Source organism: Mycobacterium sp. TY815, assembly GCF_030755135.1.
Classification (GTDB): domain Bacteria; phylum Actinomycetota; class Actinomycetes; order Mycobacteriales; family Mycobacteriaceae; genus Mycobacterium.
Genome location: NZ_JAUFRX010000001.1, coordinates 1,035,278 through 1,056,123 on the forward strand (window position 1 = coordinate 1,035,278; position 20,846 = coordinate 1,056,123).

At 67.2% G+C, this 20,846-nt stretch carries 16 protein-coding genes and 1 riboswitch; of the genes, 12 read left to right on the plus strand and 4 right to left on the minus strand.

The window, feature by feature from the left end; all coding sequences use genetic code 11:
* Nucleotides 1–38: 38 nt before the first annotated feature.
* The 3 genes from QXK92_RS04450 to QXK92_RS04460 all read left to right on the plus strand — a co-directional run bounded on the left by QXK92_RS04450 (nucleotide 39) and on the right by QXK92_RS04460 (nucleotide 3,210).
* Nucleotides 39–716 carry an SDR family oxidoreductase gene (locus tag QXK92_RS04450; RefSeq protein WP_306240461.1) on the plus strand — a complete coding sequence of 226 codons (678 nt, stop codon included), beginning with the start codon at nucleotides 39–41 and terminating at the stop codon, nucleotides 714–716.
* 34 nt (nucleotides 717–750) lie between these two features.
* The gene (locus tag QXK92_RS04455) at nucleotides 751–1,671 is read left to right on the plus strand and encodes an LLM class F420-dependent oxidoreductase (RefSeq protein WP_306240462.1); all 921 of its coding nucleotides are present in this window, start codon (nucleotides 751–753) and stop codon (nucleotides 1,669–1,671) included.
* 147 nt (nucleotides 1,672–1,818) lie between these two features.
* Nucleotides 1,819–3,210 (plus strand): NAD(P)/FAD-dependent oxidoreductase, encoded by a 1,392-nt coding sequence (locus tag QXK92_RS04460; RefSeq protein WP_306240463.1) that lies wholly within the window; start codon nucleotides 1,819–1,821, stop codon nucleotides 3,208–3,210.
* A 132-nt stretch (nucleotides 3,211–3,342) separates the two neighbouring features.
* Here the strand turns inward: QXK92_RS04460 and QXK92_RS04465 are convergent, their stop codons facing one another.
* A complete protein-coding gene (locus QXK92_RS04465; protein ID WP_306240464.1) occupies nucleotides 3,343–3,744 on the minus strand; it encodes a PaaI family thioesterase in 402 nt (133 codons plus the stop codon).
* A 268-nt stretch (nucleotides 3,745–4,012) separates the two neighbouring features.
* Between QXK92_RS04465 and QXK92_RS04470 the strand changes: the two genes are divergently transcribed.
* The 9 genes from QXK92_RS04470 (at nucleotide 4,013) to QXK92_RS04510 (ending at nucleotide 16,306) form a co-directional block, all read left to right on the plus strand.
* A complete protein-coding gene (locus QXK92_RS04470) occupies nucleotides 4,013–4,429 on the plus strand; it encodes a BlaI/MecI/CopY family transcriptional regulator (protein ID WP_306240465.1) in 417 nt (138 codons plus the stop codon).
* 14 nt (nucleotides 4,430–4,443) lie between these two features.
* Complete coding sequence (locus tag QXK92_RS04475) at nucleotides 4,444–5,394, plus strand: M56 family metallopeptidase (protein WP_306240466.1); 951 nt, start codon at nucleotides 4,444–4,446, stop codon at nucleotides 5,392–5,394.
* A 112-nt stretch (nucleotides 5,395–5,506) separates the two neighbouring features.
* Entirely contained in the window at nucleotides 5,507–6,964 is a 1,458-nt protein-coding gene (gene gndA / locus QXK92_RS04480; protein WP_306240467.1) for an NADP-dependent phosphogluconate dehydrogenase, read from the plus strand.
* Between the two features lie 9 nt (nucleotides 6,965–6,973).
* A complete protein-coding gene (locus QXK92_RS04485; RefSeq protein ID WP_306240468.1) occupies nucleotides 6,974–8,410 on the plus strand; it encodes a GuaB1 family IMP dehydrogenase-related protein in 1,437 nt (478 codons plus the stop codon).
* A 7-nt stretch (nucleotides 8,411–8,417) separates the two neighbouring features.
* Entirely contained in the window at nucleotides 8,418–9,773 is a 1,356-nt protein-coding gene (locus QXK92_RS04490; protein WP_306240469.1) for a hemolysin family protein, read from the plus strand.
* On the plus strand, nucleotides 9,770–10,822 hold the full coding sequence (locus QXK92_RS04495) for a hemolysin family protein (RefSeq protein WP_306240470.1): 1,053 nt from the start codon (nucleotides 9,770–9,772) through the stop codon (nucleotides 10,820–10,822). The genes QXK92_RS04490 and QXK92_RS04495 overlap by 4 nt, the downstream gene beginning before the upstream one ends.
* Before the next feature lie 273 nt (nucleotides 10,823–11,095).
* A complete protein-coding gene (locus tag QXK92_RS04500; protein WP_306240471.1) occupies nucleotides 11,096–13,282 on the plus strand; it encodes a malate synthase G in 2,187 nt (728 codons plus the stop codon).
* Between the two features lie 59 nt (nucleotides 13,283–13,341).
* A complete protein-coding gene (locus QXK92_RS04505) occupies nucleotides 13,342–15,441 on the plus strand; it encodes a substrate-binding domain-containing protein (protein WP_306240473.1) in 2,100 nt (699 codons plus the stop codon).
* Between the two features lie 10 nt (nucleotides 15,442–15,451).
* A complete protein-coding gene (locus tag QXK92_RS04510; protein WP_306240474.1) occupies nucleotides 15,452–16,306 on the plus strand; it encodes a haloalkane dehalogenase in 855 nt (284 codons plus the stop codon).
* A 7-nt stretch (nucleotides 16,307–16,313) separates the two neighbouring features.
* Here the strand turns inward: QXK92_RS04510 and gcvP are convergent, their stop codons facing one another.
* The 3 genes from gcvP to QXK92_RS04525 form a co-directional block, all read right to left on the minus strand.
* Nucleotides 16,314–19,139, minus strand: a complete 2,826-nt coding sequence (gene gcvP / locus QXK92_RS04515; protein WP_306240475.1) for an aminomethyl-transferring glycine dehydrogenase — start codon at nucleotides 19,137–19,139, stop codon at nucleotides 16,314–16,316.
* A 163-nt stretch (nucleotides 19,140–19,302) separates the two neighbouring features.
* A riboswitch (glycine riboswitch) is annotated at nucleotides 19,303–19,400 on the minus strand.
* A gap of 32 nt (nucleotides 19,401–19,432) precedes the next feature.
* Nucleotides 19,433–20,056 (minus strand): MerR family transcriptional regulator, encoded by a 624-nt coding sequence (locus tag QXK92_RS04520; RefSeq protein WP_306240476.1) that lies wholly within the window; start codon nucleotides 20,054–20,056, stop codon nucleotides 19,433–19,435.
* A 264-nt stretch (nucleotides 20,057–20,320) separates the two neighbouring features.
* Nucleotides 20,321–20,815 (minus strand): bifunctional nuclease family protein, encoded by a 495-nt coding sequence (locus tag QXK92_RS04525; protein WP_306240477.1) that lies wholly within the window; start codon nucleotides 20,813–20,815, stop codon nucleotides 20,321–20,323.
* Between the last annotated feature and the right edge of the window lie 31 nt (nucleotides 20,816–20,846).

Here is a 20,846-nt window from a genome sequence, read left to right on the forward strand (position 1 = left end):
TAACATGGACCGCGCTGACGCCATAGCACGAGGAGGTCGTGGCAGTGGAGGTTGTGGTCACCGGTGGAGACACTGATCTGGGACGCGCAGTAGCCGAAAGTTTCCGTGACGACGGACACAAGGTCACTCTGGTCGGGGCCCGTGGCGGCGACCTCGAGGTCGTGGCCAAGGAGCTGGACGTCGACGCGATCGTCTGCGACACCACCGACCCGGCGAGCCTTCAGGAGGCCCGGGCGCTGTTCCCCCATCACCTCGACACCATCGTCAACATCCCGGCTCCTACCTGGGACGCCGGCGACCCGCGCACCTACTCGTTGTCCGACACGGCCACCGCGTGGCGGCGGACGCTGGACGCAACCCTGCTCTCGGCGGTGCTGACGGTGCAGTGCGTGGGCGACCACCTGCGCTCCGGGGGGCACATCATCACCGTGCTGACCGAGAACCCGCCCGCGGGAAGTGTCGACGCCTCGATCAAGGCTGCCGTGTCCAGCTGGGTGAGCGGGCAGGCTGAGGTCTACGGCACCCGCGGGATCACGGTGAACGCCGTCGCCACTGGCCGTAGCGTCCAGGCCGGCTACGACGGTCTTTCGCGTACGCCCGCACCGGTCGCGGCGGAGATTGCCCGACTTTCGCTGTTTCTGACCACTCCGGCGGCCCGCCACATCACGGGGCAGACGCTGCACGTCAGTCACGGCGCACTCGCCCACTTCGCCTGAACCGGGTCTGCGGCCGGAAGCTACGGTAGTCACCGTGGCTATACGGCTTGGATTCCAGATTCCCAATTTCTCTTACGGAACCGGTGTCGAAAACCTGTTCCCCACCGTCATCGCGCAAGCCCGGGAAGCCGAATCGGCCGGCTACGACTCGCTTTTCGTGATGGACCACTTCTACCAACTGCCGATGCTTGGCACCCCGGATCAACCGATGCTCGAGGCGTATACGGCGCTGGGGGCGCTGGCCACCGCTACCGAGCGCATGCAACTCGGCACGCTGGTGACCGGAAACACCTACCGCAACCCGACCCTGCTGGCCAAGGTGATCACCACTCTCGACGTGGTCAGCGCCGGCCGCGCGGTGCTGGGGATCGGGGCCGGCTGGTTCGAACTCGAACACCGGCAGCTGGGCTTCGAATTCGGAACCTTCACCGACCGCTTCAACCGTCTCGAGGAAGCGATGCAGATCATCGACCCGATGATCAAGGGAGAGCGCCCGACGTTCTCCGGCCGGTGGTACTCCGCCGAGTCGGCGATGGCCGAACCCCGTTACCGCGAACGGATTCCGGTGCTGATCGGCGGTGGTGGCGAGAAGAAGACGTTCGGCATCGCGGCGCGTTACGCCGACCACCTCAACATCGTCGCGGCGTTCGCGGAACTGCCCCGCAAAATGGACGCCGTGAAGGCGCGCTGCGCGGAGGTGGGTCGAGACCCGGCCACTCTGGAAACCAGCATGATGCTGACGGTGATGGTCGACGAAAAGGCCAAACCCGAACACCTTCCCGAGAATCTGACGGCCCGCATGGCGATCGGCAGCCCGGCTCAGATCGCCGAACAGGTTGAGGCCAAAGTGCTGGCCGCCGGCCTGGACGGCGCCATCATCAACATCCCGGGCGGTCACATCCCGGGTGCCATCACCAGCGTTGCGGAGGCGCTGCGCCCGCTGCTGGGCGGATAGGGAAAGCGAGGCCACTTAAGGCAATTCGCTGAGTGTGGCTAATTACACAGGCTCGCGGTTGGGTTTGTGCGGGTGGGTTGACTAGGCTTTGGGTAATAGCTAACTGCAGTCGTCCGCTCGAGGAGATCCGTCAGGAGCAGCGAGAACATGAGCCCGCAACAAGAACCCACAGTTGAACCGCGTCAGCGACACCGTGTCGTCATTATCGGATCGGGGTTCGGCGGACTCACGGCGGCAAAGAAGCTCAAGCGCGCTGACGTCGACATCAAGTTGATCGCGCGCACTACGCACCACCTGTTCCAGCCTTTGCTGTACCAAGTCGCCACCGGCATCATCTCCGAGGGTGAGATTGCGCCGACCACCCGCGTCATCCTGCGCAAGCAGCGCAATGTGCAGGTGCTGCTGGGCAACGTCACCCACATTGACCTGGCTCGCAAAGTCGTCATCTCGGAGTTGCTCGGACACACCTACGAGACGCCCTACGACAGCTTGATCGTGGCGGCCGGCGCCGGCCAGTCTTATTTCGGCAACGACCAATTCGCCGAATTCGCACCCGGCATGAAGACGATCGACGACGCGCTGGAGTTGCGCGGCCGAATTCTGAGTGCTTTCGAGCAGGCCGAACGGTCCAGCGACCCGGAGCGGCGCGCCAAGCTGCTCACCTTCACCGTCGTCGGCGCCGGTCCCACCGGCGTCGAAATGGCCGGGCAGATCGCCGAATTGGCGGAGCACACCCTGAAAGGCGCGTTCCGGCATATCGATTCGACGAGAGCGCGAGTGATCCTGCTTGATGCCGCGCCGGCCGTGCTGCCTCCCTTCGGAGAGAAGCTGGGCGAGCGGGCCGCCGCGCGGTTGGAGAAGCTGGGCGTCGAGATCCAGTTGGGCGCGATGGTCACCGACGTGGACCGCAATGGCATCACGGTCAAGGACGCCGATGGCACCGAGCGGCGCATCGAATCGGCTTGCAAGGTGTGGTCGGCCGGGGTGTCCGCCAGCAGGCTGGGCCGCGACCTCGCAGAGCAGTCCGACGTCGAACTCGACCGGGCCGGCCGGGTTCAGGTGCTGCCCGACCTGTCGATACCCGGGCACCCCAACGTCTTCGTCGTCGGCGACATGGCCGCGGTCGAGGGTGTTCCCGGCGTGGCGCAGGGAGCCATTCAGGGCGGCAAGTACGTCGCCAACAACATCAAGGCCGAGCTGGCGGGGGCCGACCCGTCCGAGCGGGAGCCGTTCGAGTACTTCGACAAGGGCTCGATGGCCACGGTGTCGCGGTTCTCCGCGGTCGCCAAGATCGGCCCGCTCGAGTTCAGCGGGTTCATCGCCTGGCTGATGTGGCTGGTGCTGCACCTTGTCTACCTGGTCGGGTTCAAGACCAAGGTCGCCACACTGCTGTCGTGGACCGTGACCTTCCTGAGCACCCGGCGGGGTCAGCTGACCATCACCGACCAGCAGGCTTTCGCGCGAACGCGGCTGGAACAACTCGCCGAGGCTGCGGCCGAGGCGCGCAGTTCCGGGGCCGTGACGCGAAAGGCCAGTTAGCCGGTCAGCCGATCGCCCTGCCAGGCGGCCTGCGTTCCGCCGTCGGCCGGCGTCAACATCCTGGTGCCGACTCCTACGGCGAATTGTGTTGTGAGACAGCGAAGCTCGCTGAAAGTCGCGCGCGACGCGGTATCAGGCCTCGAGGTTCTGTAGGCGCACCTGACCCCGCGCCACGAGTCGGTCATCCTCGTCGGCGATGGTGACCAGCCACAGCTGCTGGCGACGGCCGCGGTGGATCGGTTCGGCCTTGCCGTAGACCATGCCCGACTTGATGGCGCGCAGAAAGTCGGTGTTGTTGTTGACCCCCACCACATTGCCGCCGCCGTTGGCGGCCAGCCAGGTGTAGGCGGCCACGCTGGCCATGCTTTCGACCACGGAGCAGTAGACGCCGCCGTGGACCAGGCCCATCGGCTGCAGCAACTTCGGCTTGACCTCAAGTTGCGCGCGGGCGCTGTCAGGGGTCAGTTCGGTGAATTGCAGACCCAGTTCATTGTCGAACGCTGCAACGAATTCCTGCTCGGGCGCTGATGACACGCTTTGTGTCTACACCATTGGTGCAACGGTCCCTGAAGACAGGCGAGCCCCGTACACATGGCACGGGGCTCGCCGATCGAGGAGGCGCGGGGTCGCTGCAGCCCTCAGGACTCTCCGCTGCCGTCTTCGCTCGACCGGGTTCAGCATAGGCAAGGCTGCCCTAATTTCGCAAGCGTCGGTTGCGTAGTGTGGTGAATCGACGGCCCGATGGGTACGACACTCGGTAGTAAGCCGGAGTACGCTGGTTCTAACGCTCAGGAGATGAACTATGGCCAAGCTGACGCGGCTGGGGGATTTAGAACGCGCGGTGATGGACCACCTCTGGTCCACGCCGGAACCTCAGACTGTTCGCCAGGTGCACGAGGCGTTGTCGGCGCAGCGCGACCTGGCCTACACGACCGTCATGACCGTGCTGCAACGGTTGGCGAAGAAGAACCTGGTGTCCCAGATCCGGGATGACAGGGCCCATCGATATGCGCCGGTGCACGGGCGCGACGAACTGGTGGCCGGGTTGATGGTCGACGCGCTTGCCCAGGCCGAGGACTCCGGCAGTCGTCAGGCGGCGCTGGTGCACTTCGTCGAGCGGGTGGGTGCGGACGAGGCCGATGCGCTGCGCCGGGCGCTCGCCGAACTCGAAGCAAACCAACGCAATTCGCTATCCGCTGGACCTCCGGCCGACGACTGAGGGAGAATTACAGCGTGTCTGCGCTGGCCTTCACCATCCTTGCGGTGCTGCTGGCTGGGCCGACACCGGCAGTCCTGTCCCGCGCGAAGTGGCCGCTGCGGGCTCCCCGGGCCGCCATGGTGCTCTGGCAGGCGATCGCGCTCGCGGCGGTGCTGTCCACTTTCAGCGCCGGTATCGCCATCGCCAGCCGGTTGCTGATGCCCGGCCCGGACGGGCGGCCGACCGCCGGCATCGTCGATGCCGAGAGTCGCCTGGGCTGGCCGCTGTGGGCTGCCTACGTGACCGTCTTCGCACTGACCGTGCTGGTAGGGGCGCGCCTGATGGTGGCCGTGGTGCGGGTGGCCATCGCCACCCGGCGGCGCCGCGCGCACCATCGGATGGTTGTCGACCTGGTTGGCGTCAGCCATGATTCCGCCCTGTGCCAGCCCTGCGCCAGGGCCCGTGACCTGCGGGTCCTAGACGTCAAGCAACCCCTCGCCTACTGCCTGCCCGGGGTGCGCAGCCGGGTCGTGGTCAGTGAAGGCGCACTGGAAACACTCGCCGACACCGAAGTCGCTGCCATCCTCTCCCACGAGCGGGCTCACCTACGGGCCCGCCACGACCTGGTGTTGGAAGCGTTCACGGCCGTGCATGCCGCGTTCCCACGCCTGGTGCGCAGCGCGAACGCGCTGGGAGCCGTGCAATTGCTCGTAGAGCTGCTGGCCGATGATGCCGCGGTGCGCACGGTGGGTCGCACTCCCCTGGCCCGCGCCCTGGTGGCCTGTGCTTCCGGTCGCGCACCCTCGGGTGCACTGGCGGCGGGAGGACCCAGCACCGTATTGCGGGTCCGGCGGCTCTCCGGCCGGGGCAACAGCCCGCTGCTGTCGGCAGGCGCCTACCTGACCGCCGCGGCAGTGCTGGTGGTGCCCACGATCGCACTGGCCGTACCGTGGCTCACGGAGCTGCACCGGTTGGTCGCCTCGTAGGCACCGAGCCGAGCGTCGTGGAACGCTGGCGCGGCCGCTGTGCGACAGTATTTCCCAGGTTTCCTAGGTTTTCCCGGTTCTCCCACTGCTGGGCCCGACTGAGAGGCAGGACATGAGTTCGTCGGATTCGAAGACCGCGACCGCACAGATCGGTGTGACGGGGCTGGCCGTGATGGGATCGAACCTGGCCCGCAACTTCGCCCGGCATGGCTACACCGTGGCGCTGCACAACCGGTCGGTGGCCAAGACGGACGCGCTGCTGGACGAGCACGGCTCCGACGGCAACTTCGTACGTAGTGAGACGATCCCGGAATTCCTTGCCGCACTGGAAAAGCCGCGCAGGGTCATCATCATGGTCAAGGCCGGCGACCCCACCGACGCCGTCATCAATGAGCTCGCCGACGCCATGGAAGAGGGCGACATCATCATCGACGGCGGCAACGCGTTGTACACCGACACCATTCGCCGGGAGAAGGCCATTCGTGAGCGTGGTCTGCACTTCGTCGGCGCCGGCATCTCCGGTGGCGAGGAAGGCGCGCTGAACGGGCCGTCGATCATGCCCGGCGGACCCGCCGAGTCCTACGAGTCGCTCGGCCCGCTGCTCGAGGAGATCTCCGCGCACGTCGACGGCGTGCCCTGCTGCACGCACATCGGCCCCGACGGGGCGGGCCACTTCGTCAAGATGGTGCACAACGGCATCGAGTACTCCGACATGCAGCTGATCGGCGAGGCGTATCAACTGCTGCGCGACGGTCTGGGCAAGTCGGCGGGCGAGATCGCCGACGTTTTCGACGAATGGAACTCCGGTGATCTGGATAGCTTCCTCGTCGAGATCACCGCGCAGGTGCTGCGTCAGACGGACGCCAGGACCGGTAAGCCACTGGTCGACGTCATCGTCGACGAGGCCGAACAGAAGGGCACCGGCCGCTGGACGGTGAAGTCGGCGCTCGACCTCGGCGTGCCGGTGACGGGCATCGCCGAGGCAGTGTTCGCACGCGCGCTCTCGGGTTCGGTGGCCCAACGCAAGGCGACGACGGGCCTGGCCTCCGGTGAACTGGGTGACAAGCCGAGCGATGCAGCACAGTTCACCGAGGACGTCCGGCAGGCGCTCTACGCGTCGAAGATCATCGCCTACGCGCAGGGTTTCAACCAGATTCAGGCCGGCAGTGCCGAATACGACTGGGATATCACGCCGGGTGACCTGGCGACCATCTGGCGCGGCGGCTGCATCATCCGGGCGAAGTTCCTCAACCGCATCAAGGAGGCATTCGACGAGGACCCCGACCTGCCGTCCCTGATCGTCGCCCCCTACTTTCGCAGCGCAATCGAAGCTGCCATCGACAGCTGGCGGCGGGTGGTGGTGACCGCGACCCAGTTGGGTATCCCCATTCCGGGATTCTCCTCGGCGCTGTCCTATTACGACGGATTGCGCACCGAACGGCTTCCCGCCGCGCTGACCCAGGGCCTGCGCGACTTCTTCGGTGCGCACACTTACGGGCGCATCGATGAGGAGTCCGGCAAGAAGTTCCACACCCTGTGGAGCGGCGACCGAAGTGAAGTTCCTGCCTAGCGAGAGACGATGAAGTTTCTGGACGGGCACCGCCCGGCATTCGATCTGACCTACAACGATGTGTTCATCGTGCCGAGCCGGTCCGATATCGCGTCGAGGTTCGACGTCGACCTGTCCACCGTCGACGGCTCCGGCACCACGATCCCGGTCGTCGTCGCCAACATGACCGCGGTGGCGGGAAAGCGTATGGCCGAGACGGTGGCCCGCCGCGGCGGGATCGTGATCGTCCCGCAGGATCTACCCATCCCGGCGGTGCGGCAGACGGTGGAATTCGTCAAGAGTCGCGACCTGGTGCTCGACACTCCCGTGACGCTGGCGCCCGACGACTCGGTGTCCGACGCGATCGCGCTGATCCACAAGCGCGCCCACGGTGTCGCGGTGGTGGCCTTCGAGGGCCGGCCCATCGGGTTGGTCCGGGAATCGGCTTGCGTCGGCGTCGACCGATTCACCCGGGTGCGCGACATCGCCGTGACGGATTTCGTCACGGCGCCGGCCGGCACCGACCCGCGCAAGATCTTCGATCTGCTCGAACACGCGCCGATCGCTGTGGCGGTGCTGACCCACACCGACGGCACCCTGGCCGGGGTGCTGACGCGCACCTCCGCCGTCCGCACCGGCATCTACAGTCCCGCGCTCGACAGCAGCGGCCGACTCCGGGTCGGCGCCGCGGTCGGCATCAACGGCGAGGTCGCATCCAAGGCTCAGGCGCTGGCCGAGTCGGGGGTCGACGTCCTGGTCATCGATACCGCGCACGGACACCAGGTCAAGACGCTGGAGGCGATCAAGATGGTCGCGGCGCTGAATCTGGGTGTGCCACTGGTGGCCGGAAATGTCGTGTCGGCGCAGGGGACCCGGGATCTGCTCGAGGCGGGTGCCGACATCGTCAAGGTGGGCGTCGGGCCCGGCGCGATGTGCACCACCCGGATGATGACCGGCGTGGGTCGCCCGCAATTCTCTGCGGTGGTCGAATGCGCCTCAGCGGCAAGGGAATTGGGTGGCCACGTATGGGCGGACGGCGGAATCCGGCACCCGCGCGATGTGGCCCTGGCGCTGGCCGCCGGAGCTTCGAATGTGATGATCGGGTCGTGGTTCGCCGGCACCTACGAATCGCCGGGCGACCTGATGCGTGACCGAGACAACCAGCCGTACAAGGAGAGCTACGGCATGGCGTCCAAGCGGGCCGTGGTCGCCCGCTCCGGTGCGGAAAGTCAGTTCGACCGGGCGCGCAAGGCGCTGTTCGAAGAGGGCATCTCCACGTCCCGGATGGGGCTGGACCCCGACCGCGGCGGCGTCGAGGACCTGATCGACCACATCACTTCCGGCGTGCGCAGCACATGCACCTATGTGGGCGCCGCGAACCTGGAGGAATTGCACGAGCGGGCGGTGGTCGGAGTGCAGTCCGCCGCCGGCTTCGCTGAAGGGCATCCGTTGCCCACCGGCTGGTGAAGGGCTGATGAACCATTCCGGCACCGTGCTGAGCGTGCTGGCCATTCTGGCACTGACGTTCGGCACCGCGGTCTTCGTCGCGTCTGAGTTCTCGCTGACCGCGCTGGACCGCAGCACCGTGGAAGCCAACGCGCGCAGCGGGGGCGGCCGGGACCGGTTGATCCGACGGGCCCACCGCAGGTTGTCGTTCCAGCTCTCGGGCGCACAGTTGGGCATCTCGATCACGACGCTGGCCACCGGTTATCTGACCGAGCCGCTGGTCGCCGCGCTGCCTCATCCGTGGCTGGACGCGATCGGCGTCTCCGACAAACTGGCCGACACCATCACCACCGTGCTGGCGCTGGTGGTCGTGACGTCGGTGTCGATGGTGTTCGGCGAACTGGTGCCCAAATACCTGGGCGTCGCGCGTCCGTTGCGGACCGCTCGCGCCGTCGTGTTGCCGCAATGGCTGTTCTCGGTGCTGTTCACTCCGGCGATCCGGATGACCAACGGGGCGGCGAACTGGCTGGTGCGGCGGCTGGGTATCGAACCGGCCGAGGAGCTGCGCTCGGCGCGCACGCCCCAGGAACTGGTCTCGCTGGTACGGACCTCGGCACGGCGCGGCTCGCTGGACGACATGACCGCGTCGCTGATGCACCGCTCACTGCAGTTCGGCACCCGAACCGCCGAGGAGCTGATGACCCCGCGGTCCAAGATCGTCGCCCTGCAGACCGACGACACCGTCGTCGATCTGGTTGCCGCGGTCGCCGCCACCGGTTTCTCCCGTTTCCCGGTCGTGCAGGGTGACCTGGACGAGACCGTCGGCATCGTGCACGTCAAGCAGGCCTTCCAGGTGCCCGCGGCGCAACGGGCGCGCACCCTGCTGCGGACGGTGGCCAAACCGGTCGCCGTGGTGCCCTCCACGCTGGACGGCGACGCGGTGATGGCCCAGATCCGCGCCAACTCGTTGCAGACCGCGATGGTTGTCGACGAGTACGGCGGCACCGCGGGCATGGTGACGGTCGAGGACCTGATCGAGGAGATCGTCGGTGACGTGCGCGATGAGCACGACGACGCGACGCCGGACGTGGTGGCCTACGGCAGCGGGTGGCGGGTGTCGGGTCTGCTGCGCATCGACGAAGTGCAGACCGCGATCGGCTACCGGGCTCCGGAAGGCCCGTATGAGACGATCGGCGGCCTGGTGCTGCGCGAGCTCGGGCACATGCCGGTGGCCGGCGAGACGGTCGAGATTCCCGCCCTGAACCGGGACGGGCTGCCCGATGAAACGATGCGCTGGCAGGCCAAGGTGGTCCGGCTGGACGGTCGTCGGCTGGACCTGCTGGAACTCAAGGAACTGCCCCGGTCGAATGGGGACGAGCGATGAACTCGATCGTGGCGGTGCTGCTGGCGATCCTGCTGATCGCGCTCAACGCCTTTTTCGTCGGCGCGGAATTCGCCATGATCTCCGCCCGCCGGGACCGGTTGGAGGCACTGGCCGAGCAGGGCAGGGCGAGTGCGGTCACCGTCATCCGCGCCGGCGAGCAGCTGCCCGCGATGCTGGCCGGCGCTCAACTCGGCGTCACGGTGGCTTCGCTGCTGCTCGGGCGGATCGCCGAACCTGCGGTCGCCTCGTTATTGCGGTCGGCGTTCGAGCTGACCGGCGTGCATCCCGCCCTGGTGCACACGCTGGCTTTCATTCTGGCGTTGGGCCTGGTGGTGACGCTGCACGTGCTGCTGGGCGAGATGGTGCCCAAGAACATCGCACTGGCCGGTCCCGAACGCACCGCGATGTTGCTGGTCCCGGCTTACCTGCCCTACGTGCGCGCCGCGCGGCCGGTCATCGTCTTCTACAACAAATGCGCGAACGGGATCCTGCGGCTGCTGGGCGTGCAACCCAAAGAGGAACTCGACATCACGGTGTCGACCGCGGAGTTGTCGGAGCTCATTGCCGAGTCGCTGTCGGAAGGTCTGCTCGACAAGGAGGAGCACGTCCGGTTGACCCGCGCACTGCGGGTACGTACCCGGGTGGTCGGAGACGTCGCGGTTCCACTGGCGCGAGTGCACGCGGTCCCGGTGGCCGCGGCCGGCACCGGACCCACCATCGGCGCCGTCGAGCAGGCTCTGGCTCAAACGGGCTACTCCCGTTTTCCGGTGGTCGACGCTGCCGGCAACTACATCGGCTATCTGCACATCAAGGATGTGCTTGCCCTGGGTGACAATCCGCACACGGTGATCGGCCAGGCGCTGGTGCGTCCGCTGCCGACGATTCCGCAGGCGCTGGGGTTGCCGGAGGCGCTGTCGCGGATGCGCCGCAGCAACAGCCACCTCGCGCTGGTGACAGCCGATGACGGTGAAGTGGTCGCGCTGGTGGCGCTGGAGGATCTGGTGGAGGACCTCGTCGGCAGCATGCGCGACCGCGCGCCCCGGGAGTGATCGACAAGCCCGTATGATCTGAGCGGCCGCGGGTACCAGACAAGTGCTGCAGGGAACGAAATCCCCTGTGTCCGCGTTGCCAGAAAGCGATTCACATGGCCCGCCGCGTTGCTGCGGGCGAAGCAGTCAGCGCGCCGTGACCTGGCATTGAGGGTCGGCCGGGCTAGGCTCGTCGAGCTACCCATCGGTAGTCTGAGGGTAGCTAGTCGGCCGGTTTGGACGTGGTTCGGCGAGGTTGGTGAGGGGCCGGTAAGGCCATTACGGAGGAGAACAATGACCGATCGGGTGACCGAAGGCAACTTGCGCGTGGCTCGGGTGCTCTATGACTTCGTGAACAACGAGGCGCTGCCCGGCACCGGTATCGACCCGGACAGCTTCTGGGCGGGTGTCGACAAAGTCGTCACCGACCTCACCCCCCGCAACCAGGAACTGCTGGCGACTCGCGACGAGCTGCAGGCCCAGATCGACAGGTGGCACAAGCAGCGGGTGATCGCGCCGGTCGACCAGGACGCCTACCGGCAGTTCCTCACCGAGATCGGCTACCTGCAGCCGGAACCGGACGACTTCACCATCACCACCTCCGGCGTCGACGACGAGATCACCACCACGGCCGGTCCGCAGCTGGTGGTGCCGGTGCTCAACGCGCGCTTCGCGCTCAACGCGGCCAATGCGCGGTGGGGCTCGCTGTATGACGCGCTGTACGGCACCGATGTCATCCCGGAGGACGACGGAGCCGAGAAGGGCTCGGGCTACAACAAGGTGCGCGGCGACAAGGTCATCGCCTACGCCCGCAAGTTCCTCGACGGCGCCGTGCCGCTGGCCTCGGGCTCCTGGACCGACGCCACGGGCCTGAGCATCGAGGACGGCCAGCTGCAGGTTGCGCTGGGATCCGACTCGACCGGCCTGGCCGCCCCCGAGAAGTTCGTCGGTTACTCCGGCGAGCTGGGCTCACCGAGCTGGTCGGTGCTGTTGGTCAACAACGGCCTGCACATCGAGATCCTGATCGACCCGCAGTCGCCGATCGGCCAGACCGACGCCGCAGGCATCAAGGACGTGATCCTGGAGTCTGCGATCACCACGATCATGGACTTCGAGGACTCGGTGACCGCCGTCGACGCCGATGACAAGGTGCTCGGCTACCGCAACTGGCTCGGCCTGAACCGCGGCGACCTGTCTGAAGAGGTCAGCAAGGACGGCAAGACCTTCACCCGCGTGCTCAACCCGGACCGGACCTACGCCACGCCCGACGGCGGGGAGCTGACACTGCCCGGTCGCAGCCTGCTGTTCGTGCGCAACGTGGGTCATCTGATGACCAACGACGCCATCGTCGACGCCGACGGGAACGAGGTTCCGGAGGGCATCCAGGACGCGCTGTTCACCGGGCTGATCGCCATCCACGGTCTGCGCACCGGTGACGACAACGGACCGCTGCAGAACAGCCGCACGGGTTCGGTGTACATCGTGAAGCCGAAGATGCACGGTCCCGAAGAAGTGGCGTTCACCTGCGAGCTGTTCAGCCGCGTCGAGGACGTGCTCGGATTGCCGCAGGCCACCCTCAAGGTCGGTATCATGGACGAGGAGCGGCGGACCACCGTCAACCTCAAGGCCTGCATCAAGGCCGCCGCCGACCGCGTCGTCTTCATCAACACCGGATTCCTGGACCGCACCGGCGACGAGATCCACACCTCGATGGAAGCCGGCCCGATGATCCGCAAGGGCGCGATGAAGAACAGCACCTGGATCAAGGCCTACGAGGACGCCAACGTCGACACCGGTCTGGCCGCCGGCTTCAAGGGCAAGGCTCAGATCGGCAAGGGCATGTGGGCCATGACCGAGTTGATGGCCGACATGGTCGAGCAGAAGATCGGTCAGCCCAAGGCCGGCGCCACCACCGCCTGGGTGCCTTCGCCCACCGCGGCCACGCTGCACGCGATGCACTACCACCAGGTGGACGTCTCGGCAGTCCAGGACGAACTCGCGGGCAAGAAGCGGACCACCCTGGACGAGTTGCTGACCATTCCGCTGGCCAAGGAGCTGGCCTGGGCGCCGGAGGAGATTCGCGAGGAGGTCGACAACAACTGTCAGTCGATCCTGGGCTACGTGGTGCGTTGGGTGGAACAGGGCGTCGGTTGTTCGAAGGTGCCCGACATCCATAACGTCGCGCTGATGGAAGACCGCGCCACCCTGCGCATCTCGAGTCAGCTGCTGGCCAACTGGCTGCGCCACGGGGTGATCACCAGCGAGGACGTGCGGGCCAGCCTGGAGCGGATGGCGCCGCTCGTCGACAAGCAGAACGAGGGCGACCGGGCCTACCGGCCGATGGCGCCGAACTTCGACGACAGCATCGCCTTCCTGGCTGCCCAGGAACTGATCCTGTCCGGTGGCCAGCAGCCCAACGGCTACACCGAGCCGATCCTGCACCGGCGTCGTCGGGAGTTCAAGGCTCGCGCGGGTGCGTGATGTGCCCCTGACGGGCGGCAACCTGCACACGATTCCAGGGAAAGGACGCAGACACCGGCATGGGTAGGCACAGCAAGCCCGACTCCGGGGATTCCCTACCCGATCGCGAGCCCGAGCGGTTCGACGAACCGGAGCAGTTCAACGAACCCGAGCGGTTTGACCAGCCCGGTCAGTATGACGAGCCCGGTCCCTTCGCGGAGGGACGCCCGTCCGACGAGCCACCTGCCACCGAACCGCCCGCCGGCACCTGGGGTGTGGGCCGGTTCGAGGACGAATACGCGGAACCCGCTGCCGACGACTACCCCGAATTCGGGTACCGCCCGGGCGGCGCCGAACCGCCGGCTGCGCAGGAACCGGCGGCCGAGGAGCCGTCGGCGGCAACTCCCCCGCCGCCGCTGTTCCGGGCCAGCCACCGCGGTCTGCGGGATTGGCAGGGCGGGCACCGCAGTGCCGGCGGCCGGCGCGGTGTCAGCATCGGTGTGATCGTCGCGCTGGTCACCGTCGTCGTCGTGGTTGCCGGGGTGATCCTGTGGCAGTTCTTCGGAGACGCGTTGTCGCACCGTTCGCACACGGCCGCCGCGAACTGCGTAGGAGGCAAAGATGCCGTCGCCGTCCTGGCCGACCCCTCGATCGCCGACCAGGTGAAAGAGCTCGCCGACGGCTACAACAAGCAAGCGGGACCCATCGGCGATCGCTGCGTCGACGTCACGGTCAAATCGGCCAACTCCGACGCCGTCATCAGCGGCTTCATCGGCAAGTGGCCGGCTGAGCTGGGTAGCCAGCCCGGCCTGTGGATTCCCGGTAGCTCCGTCTCGGCGGCCCGGCTGTCCGGTGCGGCGGGGCAGAAGATCATCAGCGACAGTCGCTCGCTGGTGACCTCGCCGGTGCTGCTGGCGATCCGGCCCGAGTTCAGCCAGCCCCTGTCCAAACAGAACTGGGCGGCTCTGCCTGGTCTGCAATCGAACCCGACGTCCATGGGCAACTGGGGATCGCTGCGGCTGGCCCTGCCGGTCGGCGGCAACGGTGACGCGTCGTTCCTGGCCGGAGAAGCCATCGCCGCGGCGTCGGCACCTCCCGGCGCGCCGCCGACATCCGGTAGCGCCGCTGTGCGCACGCTGGTGGGTGGGCAACCCAAACTGCCCGACGATTCCCTCAACGAGGCGATGAACGCCCTACTCAAGCCGGGTACCAAGGCCGAGGAGGTGGCGGCCGCTCCGGTGCATGCCGTCATCACCACCGAGCAGCAGTTGTTCGCGCGCGGCCAATCGCTGCAGGATGCCAAGAGCAAGTTGGGATCCTGGACTCCGCCCGGGGCGGTCCCGGTGGCCGACTATCCGACCGTGTTGCTCAGCGGCTCCTGGCTGAAGCAGGAACAGACCACTGCCGCCAGCGCCTTCGCGCGGTACATGCACACCCCCGAGCAACTCGCGAAGCTGGCCAAGGCCGGTTTCCGGGTCAACGGTGTCGCACCGCCGAGCAGCCCGGTGACCAGTTTCGCGGCGCTGCCCTCCACCCTTTCGGTGGGAGACGACGCCCTGCGCGCCACCCTGGCCGACACCATGGCGACCCCGTCGACCGGGGTCGCCGCCACGATCATGCTCGACCAGTCGCTGCCGAACGACGACGGCGGCGGCAAGACCCGGCTGGCGAATGTGATCGCCGCGCTCGACAGCCGGATCAAGGCGCTGCCGCCCAGCACGGTCATCGGATTGTGGACGTTCGACGGGCATGAAGGACGCGCCGAAGTGCCGGCCGGGCCGCTGGCCGATCAGGTCAACGGTCAGCCCCGCTCGACGGCGCTGGCGGCCGCGCTGGACAAACAGTATTCGTCCGGCGGCGGAGCCGTGTCGTTCACCACGCTGCGCATGATCTACCAGGAGATGTTGGCCAATTACCGTGCAGGCCAACAGAATTCGATTCTGGTGATCACCGCGGGCCCGCACACCGACCAGAGCCTCGACGGTCCCGGATTGCAGGATTTCATCAAGAACAGCGCAGACCCGGCCAGGCCCGTCGCCGTCAACGTGATCGACTTCGGTGCGGATCCGGACCGCGCCACCTGGGAGGCGGTCGCCCGGCTCAGCGGCGGCAACTACCAGAACCTGCCGACCTCGGCCGGACCGGACCTGGGCACTGCCGTCAACAACTTCTTGAGCTGAGGCGACCCGGATGGACTTCACCCCGGATCCTGCCCTGTACCCCTTCACGTCGCGCTGGTTCGACAGCTCGCGCGGCCGGGTCCACTACATCGACGAGGGAGCCGGGCCGCCCATCCTGTTCTGCCATGGCAACCCCACCTGGAGTTTCCTCTATCGCGACATCATCGTGGCGCTACGCGATCGATTCCGTTGCATCGCACCGGATTACCTCGGCTTCGGCCTGTCCGAGCGGCCGCCGGGCTTCGGATACAAAGTCGACGAGCACGCCGGGGTCGTCGGTGAATTCGTCGACCACCTGGGGCTCGACGGATTTGTGACCGTGGGGCAGGACTGGGGGGGTCCGGTCAGCATGGCCGTGGCGGTCGAGCGTGCCGACCGGATCCACGGAGTCGTGTTGGGCAACACCTGGTTCTGGCCGACGGATGTGCTGACCACGAAGATCTTCAGCCGGGTGATGTCCAGCCCGCCCATGCAGTGGGCGATCCTGCACCGCAATTTCTTTGTCGAACAGATGATTCCGGTGGGAACCTCGCGGCGGCTCAGCCCGTCGGTGATGCAGCACTACCGGGCGGTGCAACCCGACGCCGCGGCGCGCAGAGGCGTCGCGGAGATGCCGAAGCAGATCCTGGCCGCCCATCCCCTCTTGGAGCGACTCGGCCGGGAAGTGCCGGCCAAGCTCGGCGCCAAACCGGCGCTGTTCGTGTGGGGCATGAAGGATTTCGCGTTCCGGCCCGGACCGTCACTGCCGCATATGCGCGCGGCGTTCCCCGACCATGTGCTGGTCGAGTTGCCGGCCGCGAAGCACTTCATCCAGGAGGATGCGCCCGAGGAGATAGCCGCGGCCATCGCGGACCGCTTCGGCTGACGCTTATCTAGGCGAAGGCCTCGACAGGCGGGCACGAGCAGACCAGATTGCGGTCGCCGTAAGCGCCGTCGATGCGACGTACCGGCGGCCAGACCTTCGGCCGGAACGCCTTGCCCAACGGGTATGCGGCTTCTTCGCGTGTGTAAGGATGGTTCCACTCGGATGCCACCAGGCACTCGGCGGTGTGCGGGGCGCCGCGCAGCGGATTGTCGTCCACCGGCCACTGTCCGGACCCGACGCGGTCGATCTCGGCGCGGATGCCGATCATCGCCTCGCAGAACGCGTCCACCTCGGCCAGGCTCTCGCTCTCGGTCGGTTCTACCATCAGCGTCCCGGCCACCGGGAAGCTCATGGTGGGCGCGTGGAAGCCGTAGTCTGCCAACCGCTTTGCCACATCGTCGACCGTCACGCCGGTTGCCTTGGTGATGCCACGCAGGTCCAGGATGCACTCGTGGGCGACCATGCCGTTCTCGCCGGTGTAAAGCACCGGGAAGTACTCGTCGAGGCGCCGTGCGATGTAGTTCGCCGACGCGATCGCGGTCAGCGAGGCTGCCCGCAGCCCGTCTCCGCCCATCATCCTGATGTACGCCCAGCTGATCGGCAGGATCGACGCCGACCCGTAGGGTGCGGCGGACACCGGGTGTCCCGGCGGCAACTCGGGTGCGTGCGGGTGGCCGGGCAGGAACTCCGCCAGGTGCGCACGCACCGCCACCGGGCCGACGCCGGGACCGCCGCCGCCGTGCGGGATGCAGAACGTTTTGTGCAGGTTCAGATGGCTGACGTCGCCGCCGAATTTGCCCGGCCGGGCCAGGCCGACCAGCGCGTTGAGGTTGGCCCCGTCGACGTACACCTGGCCGCCGGCGTCGTGCACGGCCGCGCAGATGTCGGCGATGTCGTGCTCGTAGACACCGTGGGTGGAGGGGTAGGTGATCATCAGCGCCGACAGCCGGTCCGCGTGTTCGCTGACCTTGGCGCGCAGATCGTCGAGATCGACGTCGCCGTTCTCGTGGCAGCCCACGACCACCACCCGCATGCCCGCCAACGCGGCCGAGGCCGCGTTGGTGCCGTGCGCGCTGGAGGGGATGAGGCAGATGTCGCGGTGCGGTTCGCCGCGGCTGGCGTGGTAATCGTGAATGGCCAGCAGCCCCGCGTACTCTCCCTGCGAGCCCGCGTTGGGCTGCAGCGAGACGGCGTCATAACCGGTGATGGCGACCAGCCAGTTCTCCAGGTCGGCGATCAACCGGCGCATGCCCGGGGCGTCGGAGGCGGGCGCGAACGGGTGCAGGCGGCCGAACTCCGGCCAGGTGATCGACTCCATCTCTGCGGCCGCGTTGAGCTTCATCGTGCAGGAACCGAGCGGAATCATGCTGCGGTCCAGGGCGATGTCCTTGTCCGCCAGGGTGCGTAGATAACGCATCATCGAGGTCTCGGTGCGGTACCGGTGAAACGCCGGGTGCGTGAGGAATTCCGATGTGCGCGTGGCGATTTCGGATCGATGGGGCTGGCCGGCCGACACCCCGAACGCGTCCAGCACCGCGGCGACATGGGCGTCGGTGGTGGCTTCGTCGCACGCCACCGACACGTGGTCGGCGTCCACGCGCCACAGGTTGATCCCGCCGGCTTTGGCCGCAGCCACCACCTCGTCGGCGCTGCCGGGGACGTGCGCCAGCACGGTGTCGAAGAAGGTGTCGTGCACCAGCGCCTCGCCCAGGGCGCCGGCGATGGTCTCGGCCTGGGAGTGCACCCGGCGCGCGATAGCGGTCAGGCCGTCGGCACCGTGATAGCTCGCGTACATGGCGGCCATCACCGCCAGCAGCACCTGCGCGGTACAGATGTTGCTGGTGGCTTTGTCCCGGCGGATGTGTTGTTCACGGGTCTGCAGTGCCAGCCGGTATGCGTCGCTGCCGTCCGCGTCCTTCGAGACCCCGACGAGGCGCCCCGGCAACTGCCGGGCGTGCTTGGTGTGCACCGCCAGGTAGCCGGCGTGCGGGCCGCCGAATCCCATTGGCACGCCGAACCGTTGGGTGGTGCCGAAGGCGACGTCGGCGCCGATTTCACCGGGCGGCGTCAGCAATGTCAGGGCGAGCAGGTCGGCGCCGATCGCCACCAACGCCCCGCGGTCGTGCGCTTCGCGCACCAGCGCGCTCCAGTCGGTGATCCGTCCGCTGGCCCCCGGCAGCTGGGTGATGACGCCGAAGAAGTCACCGTCGGGCAGGCCCGCACGGAGGTCGGCGGTGACGATCTCGATCCCGAGCGGCTTGGCCCGGGTGGCCAGGATCGTCGCGGTCTGGGCGAACACGTCGGAGTCGACCGCCAGCCGGTTCGCCGGACCGCGGCAGGCACGATGCATCAGCGTCATGGCCTCGGCAGCCGCGGTGCCCTCGTCGAGCATCGACGCGTTGGCGATCTCCAGGCCGGTCAGGTCGGTGACCATCGTCTGGAAATTCAGCAGCGCTTCCAGCCGGCCCTGGCTGATCTCGGGTTGGTACGGCGTATAGGCGGTGTACCAGGCCGGGTTCTCCATGATGTTGCGCAGCAATACCGGCGGGGTGAGGGTGTCGTAGTAGCCCTGCCCGATCATCGACACCGCGACGGTGTTGCTGTCCGCCAGCGCCCGCAGTTCGGCCAGCGCCTCGGCCTCGCTGGCGGCCGGCGGCAGTGCGTCCAGGCCCGGGGCGAGTCCGGTGTCGGTCAGCTGGTCCAAGATGCCGCTGGGCACCGCTTTGGCGGCCAGTTCGTCCAGCGAGTCGACGCCGATGACGTCAAGCATTTTCCGGACGGCCGAGCTGTCCAGGCCGATGTGGCGGTCTGCGAACGTGAAATGGTCGGACACGCGAACTCTCCTGACGTAGGGCACCACTGAAGACGGGGCCCTCTCCCTCTGTCTTCACCCGTATGGCGGGCGCCTGAGAGATTCGGCGCGTGCGGCGCCTTTCCCCATCGGCGGGCTCTGCTTGATGACCGGTGCCCGGTCGAGCCGCTTTCCAGAGGCATCGTTAGCTCGGGCGGTCCGGGTGCCTGAGAGGTTGACGGAGAGGTATTGCTCCTTCGGCGTCTGTAGCTGGCGGCCACAGAACTCTCCCGCGCGAGTGCGATGCGGGGTCCAGTTTACGCCCTATGGGGCAGCTAGCCGATCTTGCGGTCGCGGTGTTTGCGACGGGAGGCCAGTTCGTCCTCGGGTGCGGCGATCGACTCGCCGCCGTCGGCCCGCTCACCGGGGAAGTCGGCGATGACGCCGGTCAGCTCGCGCATCGCGCCGGAGACGGCGATGCCGAACACGCCCTGGCCGCCCTGCAGCAGGTCGACGACCTCCTCCGCCGAGGTGCACTCGTACACGCTGGTGCCGTCGGAGAACAGGGTGATGTTGGCCAGGTCCTGCACGCCGCGCTGGCGGAGGTGGTCGACGGCAACGCGGATGTTGTGCAACGAGATCCCGGTGTCCAGCAGCCGCTTGACGATCTTGAGTACCAGGATGTCCTTGAACGAGTAGAGGCGCTGACTGCCCGATCCGGCTGCGCTGCGGATGGAGGGCACCACCAACGAGGTGCGGGCCCAGTAATCGAGCTGGCGGTACGTGATCCCGGCGATCTGACATGCGCTCGGTCCGCGGTAACCGACCAGCTCGTCGGGCACCGAATCGTCCGGGAACAGTCCGGGCTGCACGGGTTCGGCCGGTTTGACGTTGCCTTTCGGCGCGGTGGCCGGGTGGTCAGCAAGATCCAGCTGTCCTTGACGTGGCTGCTCGCTCACGGTGCGTCCTCTCGCCGATCGCGCTGTTGTCACTAGCTGCGGCACTGGCTGCCCCAACAGCCACGTTATCTCAGGTGCGAGTGTTAGAGAGCATACGCTGTTCGGTGGCTGCTGTGCTGTGGTCGATCATCAACTCGTCAACAAAGTATGGCTGCCACTCGGATGAGTCGGTGATATCTGCCAGGCGTGTCGACAATCCGTTGTGTGATATGAGACGCATCCGTGATATCCGGGGGGTATCCGGCGGACACGGGCGCCTACCGGTCAGGTGGCCTTGAAGTCGTCCGGGGAGACGCTGTCGAGAAACTCCTTGAATTTCTCCACCTCGTCCTCGCGGACCGCGCTGCTGGCCTCTTCGTCGCCCTCGTCCGGAATCAACAGACCGGCCTGCGCGAGCACGTCCTCCTCGACGTAGATCGGCACACCCACCCGCAGGGCGATAGCCACCGAGTCGGACGGCCGCGCCGACACCTTGATGTCGCGATCGAAGATCAGGTCGGCGTAGAAGGTGCCTTCCTGCAGATCGACGATACGCACCTCCTTGAGCGAATGCCCAAGCGCGGCAATCAGATCCCTGATCAGATCATGAGTCAGCGGCCGGGGCGGCTCCACGCCCTGCTGTTCGAGCGCGATGGCCGCAGCCTCCGACTGGCCGATCCAGATCGGCAGGTAGCGGTCACCGTTTGCCTCGCGCAGCAACAGCACCGGCTGGTTCTGGGGCTGCTCGACGCGAATGCCGACAACACGAACTTCACCCATCTGTGTCTGCCCTCCGCACGCGCTGCAGTGA

What these genes read in the sequence shown, in the direction of transcription:
- gndA (WP_306240467.1), top strand. Translation starts at nt 5,507, where the DNA reads ATGAGTTCGTCGGATTCGAAGACCGCGACCGCACAGATCGGTGTGACG.
- QXK92_RS04500 (WP_306240471.1), top strand. Translation starts at nt 11,096, where the DNA reads ATGACCGATCGGGTGACCGAAGGCAACTTGCGCGTGGCTCGGGTGCTC.
- QXK92_RS04495 (WP_306240470.1), top strand. Translation starts at nt 9,770, where the DNA reads ATGAACTCGATCGTGGCGGTGCTGCTGGCGATCCTGCTGATCGCGCTC.
- QXK92_RS04470 (WP_306240465.1), top strand. Translation starts at nt 4,013, where the DNA reads ATGGCCAAGCTGACGCGGCTGGGGGATTTAGAACGCGCGGTGATGGAC.
- QXK92_RS04485 (WP_306240468.1), top strand. Translation starts at nt 6,974, where the DNA reads ATGAAGTTTCTGGACGGGCACCGCCCGGCATTCGATCTGACCTACAAC.
- QXK92_RS04525 (WP_306240477.1), bottom strand. Translation starts at nt 20,815, where the DNA reads ATGGGTGAAGTTCGTGTTGTCGGCATTCGCGTCGAGCAGCCCCAGAAC.
- QXK92_RS04510 (WP_306240474.1), top strand. Translation starts at nt 15,452, where the DNA reads ATGGACTTCACCCCGGATCCTGCCCTGTACCCCTTCACGTCGCGCTGG.
- QXK92_RS04490 (WP_306240469.1), top strand. Translation starts at nt 8,418, where the DNA reads ATGAACCATTCCGGCACCGTGCTGAGCGTGCTGGCCATTCTGGCACTG.
- QXK92_RS04460 (WP_306240463.1), top strand. Translation starts at nt 1,819, where the DNA reads ATGAGCCCGCAACAAGAACCCACAGTTGAACCGCGTCAGCGACACCGT.
- QXK92_RS04505 (WP_306240473.1), top strand. Translation starts at nt 13,342, where the DNA reads ATGGGTAGGCACAGCAAGCCCGACTCCGGGGATTCCCTACCCGATCGC.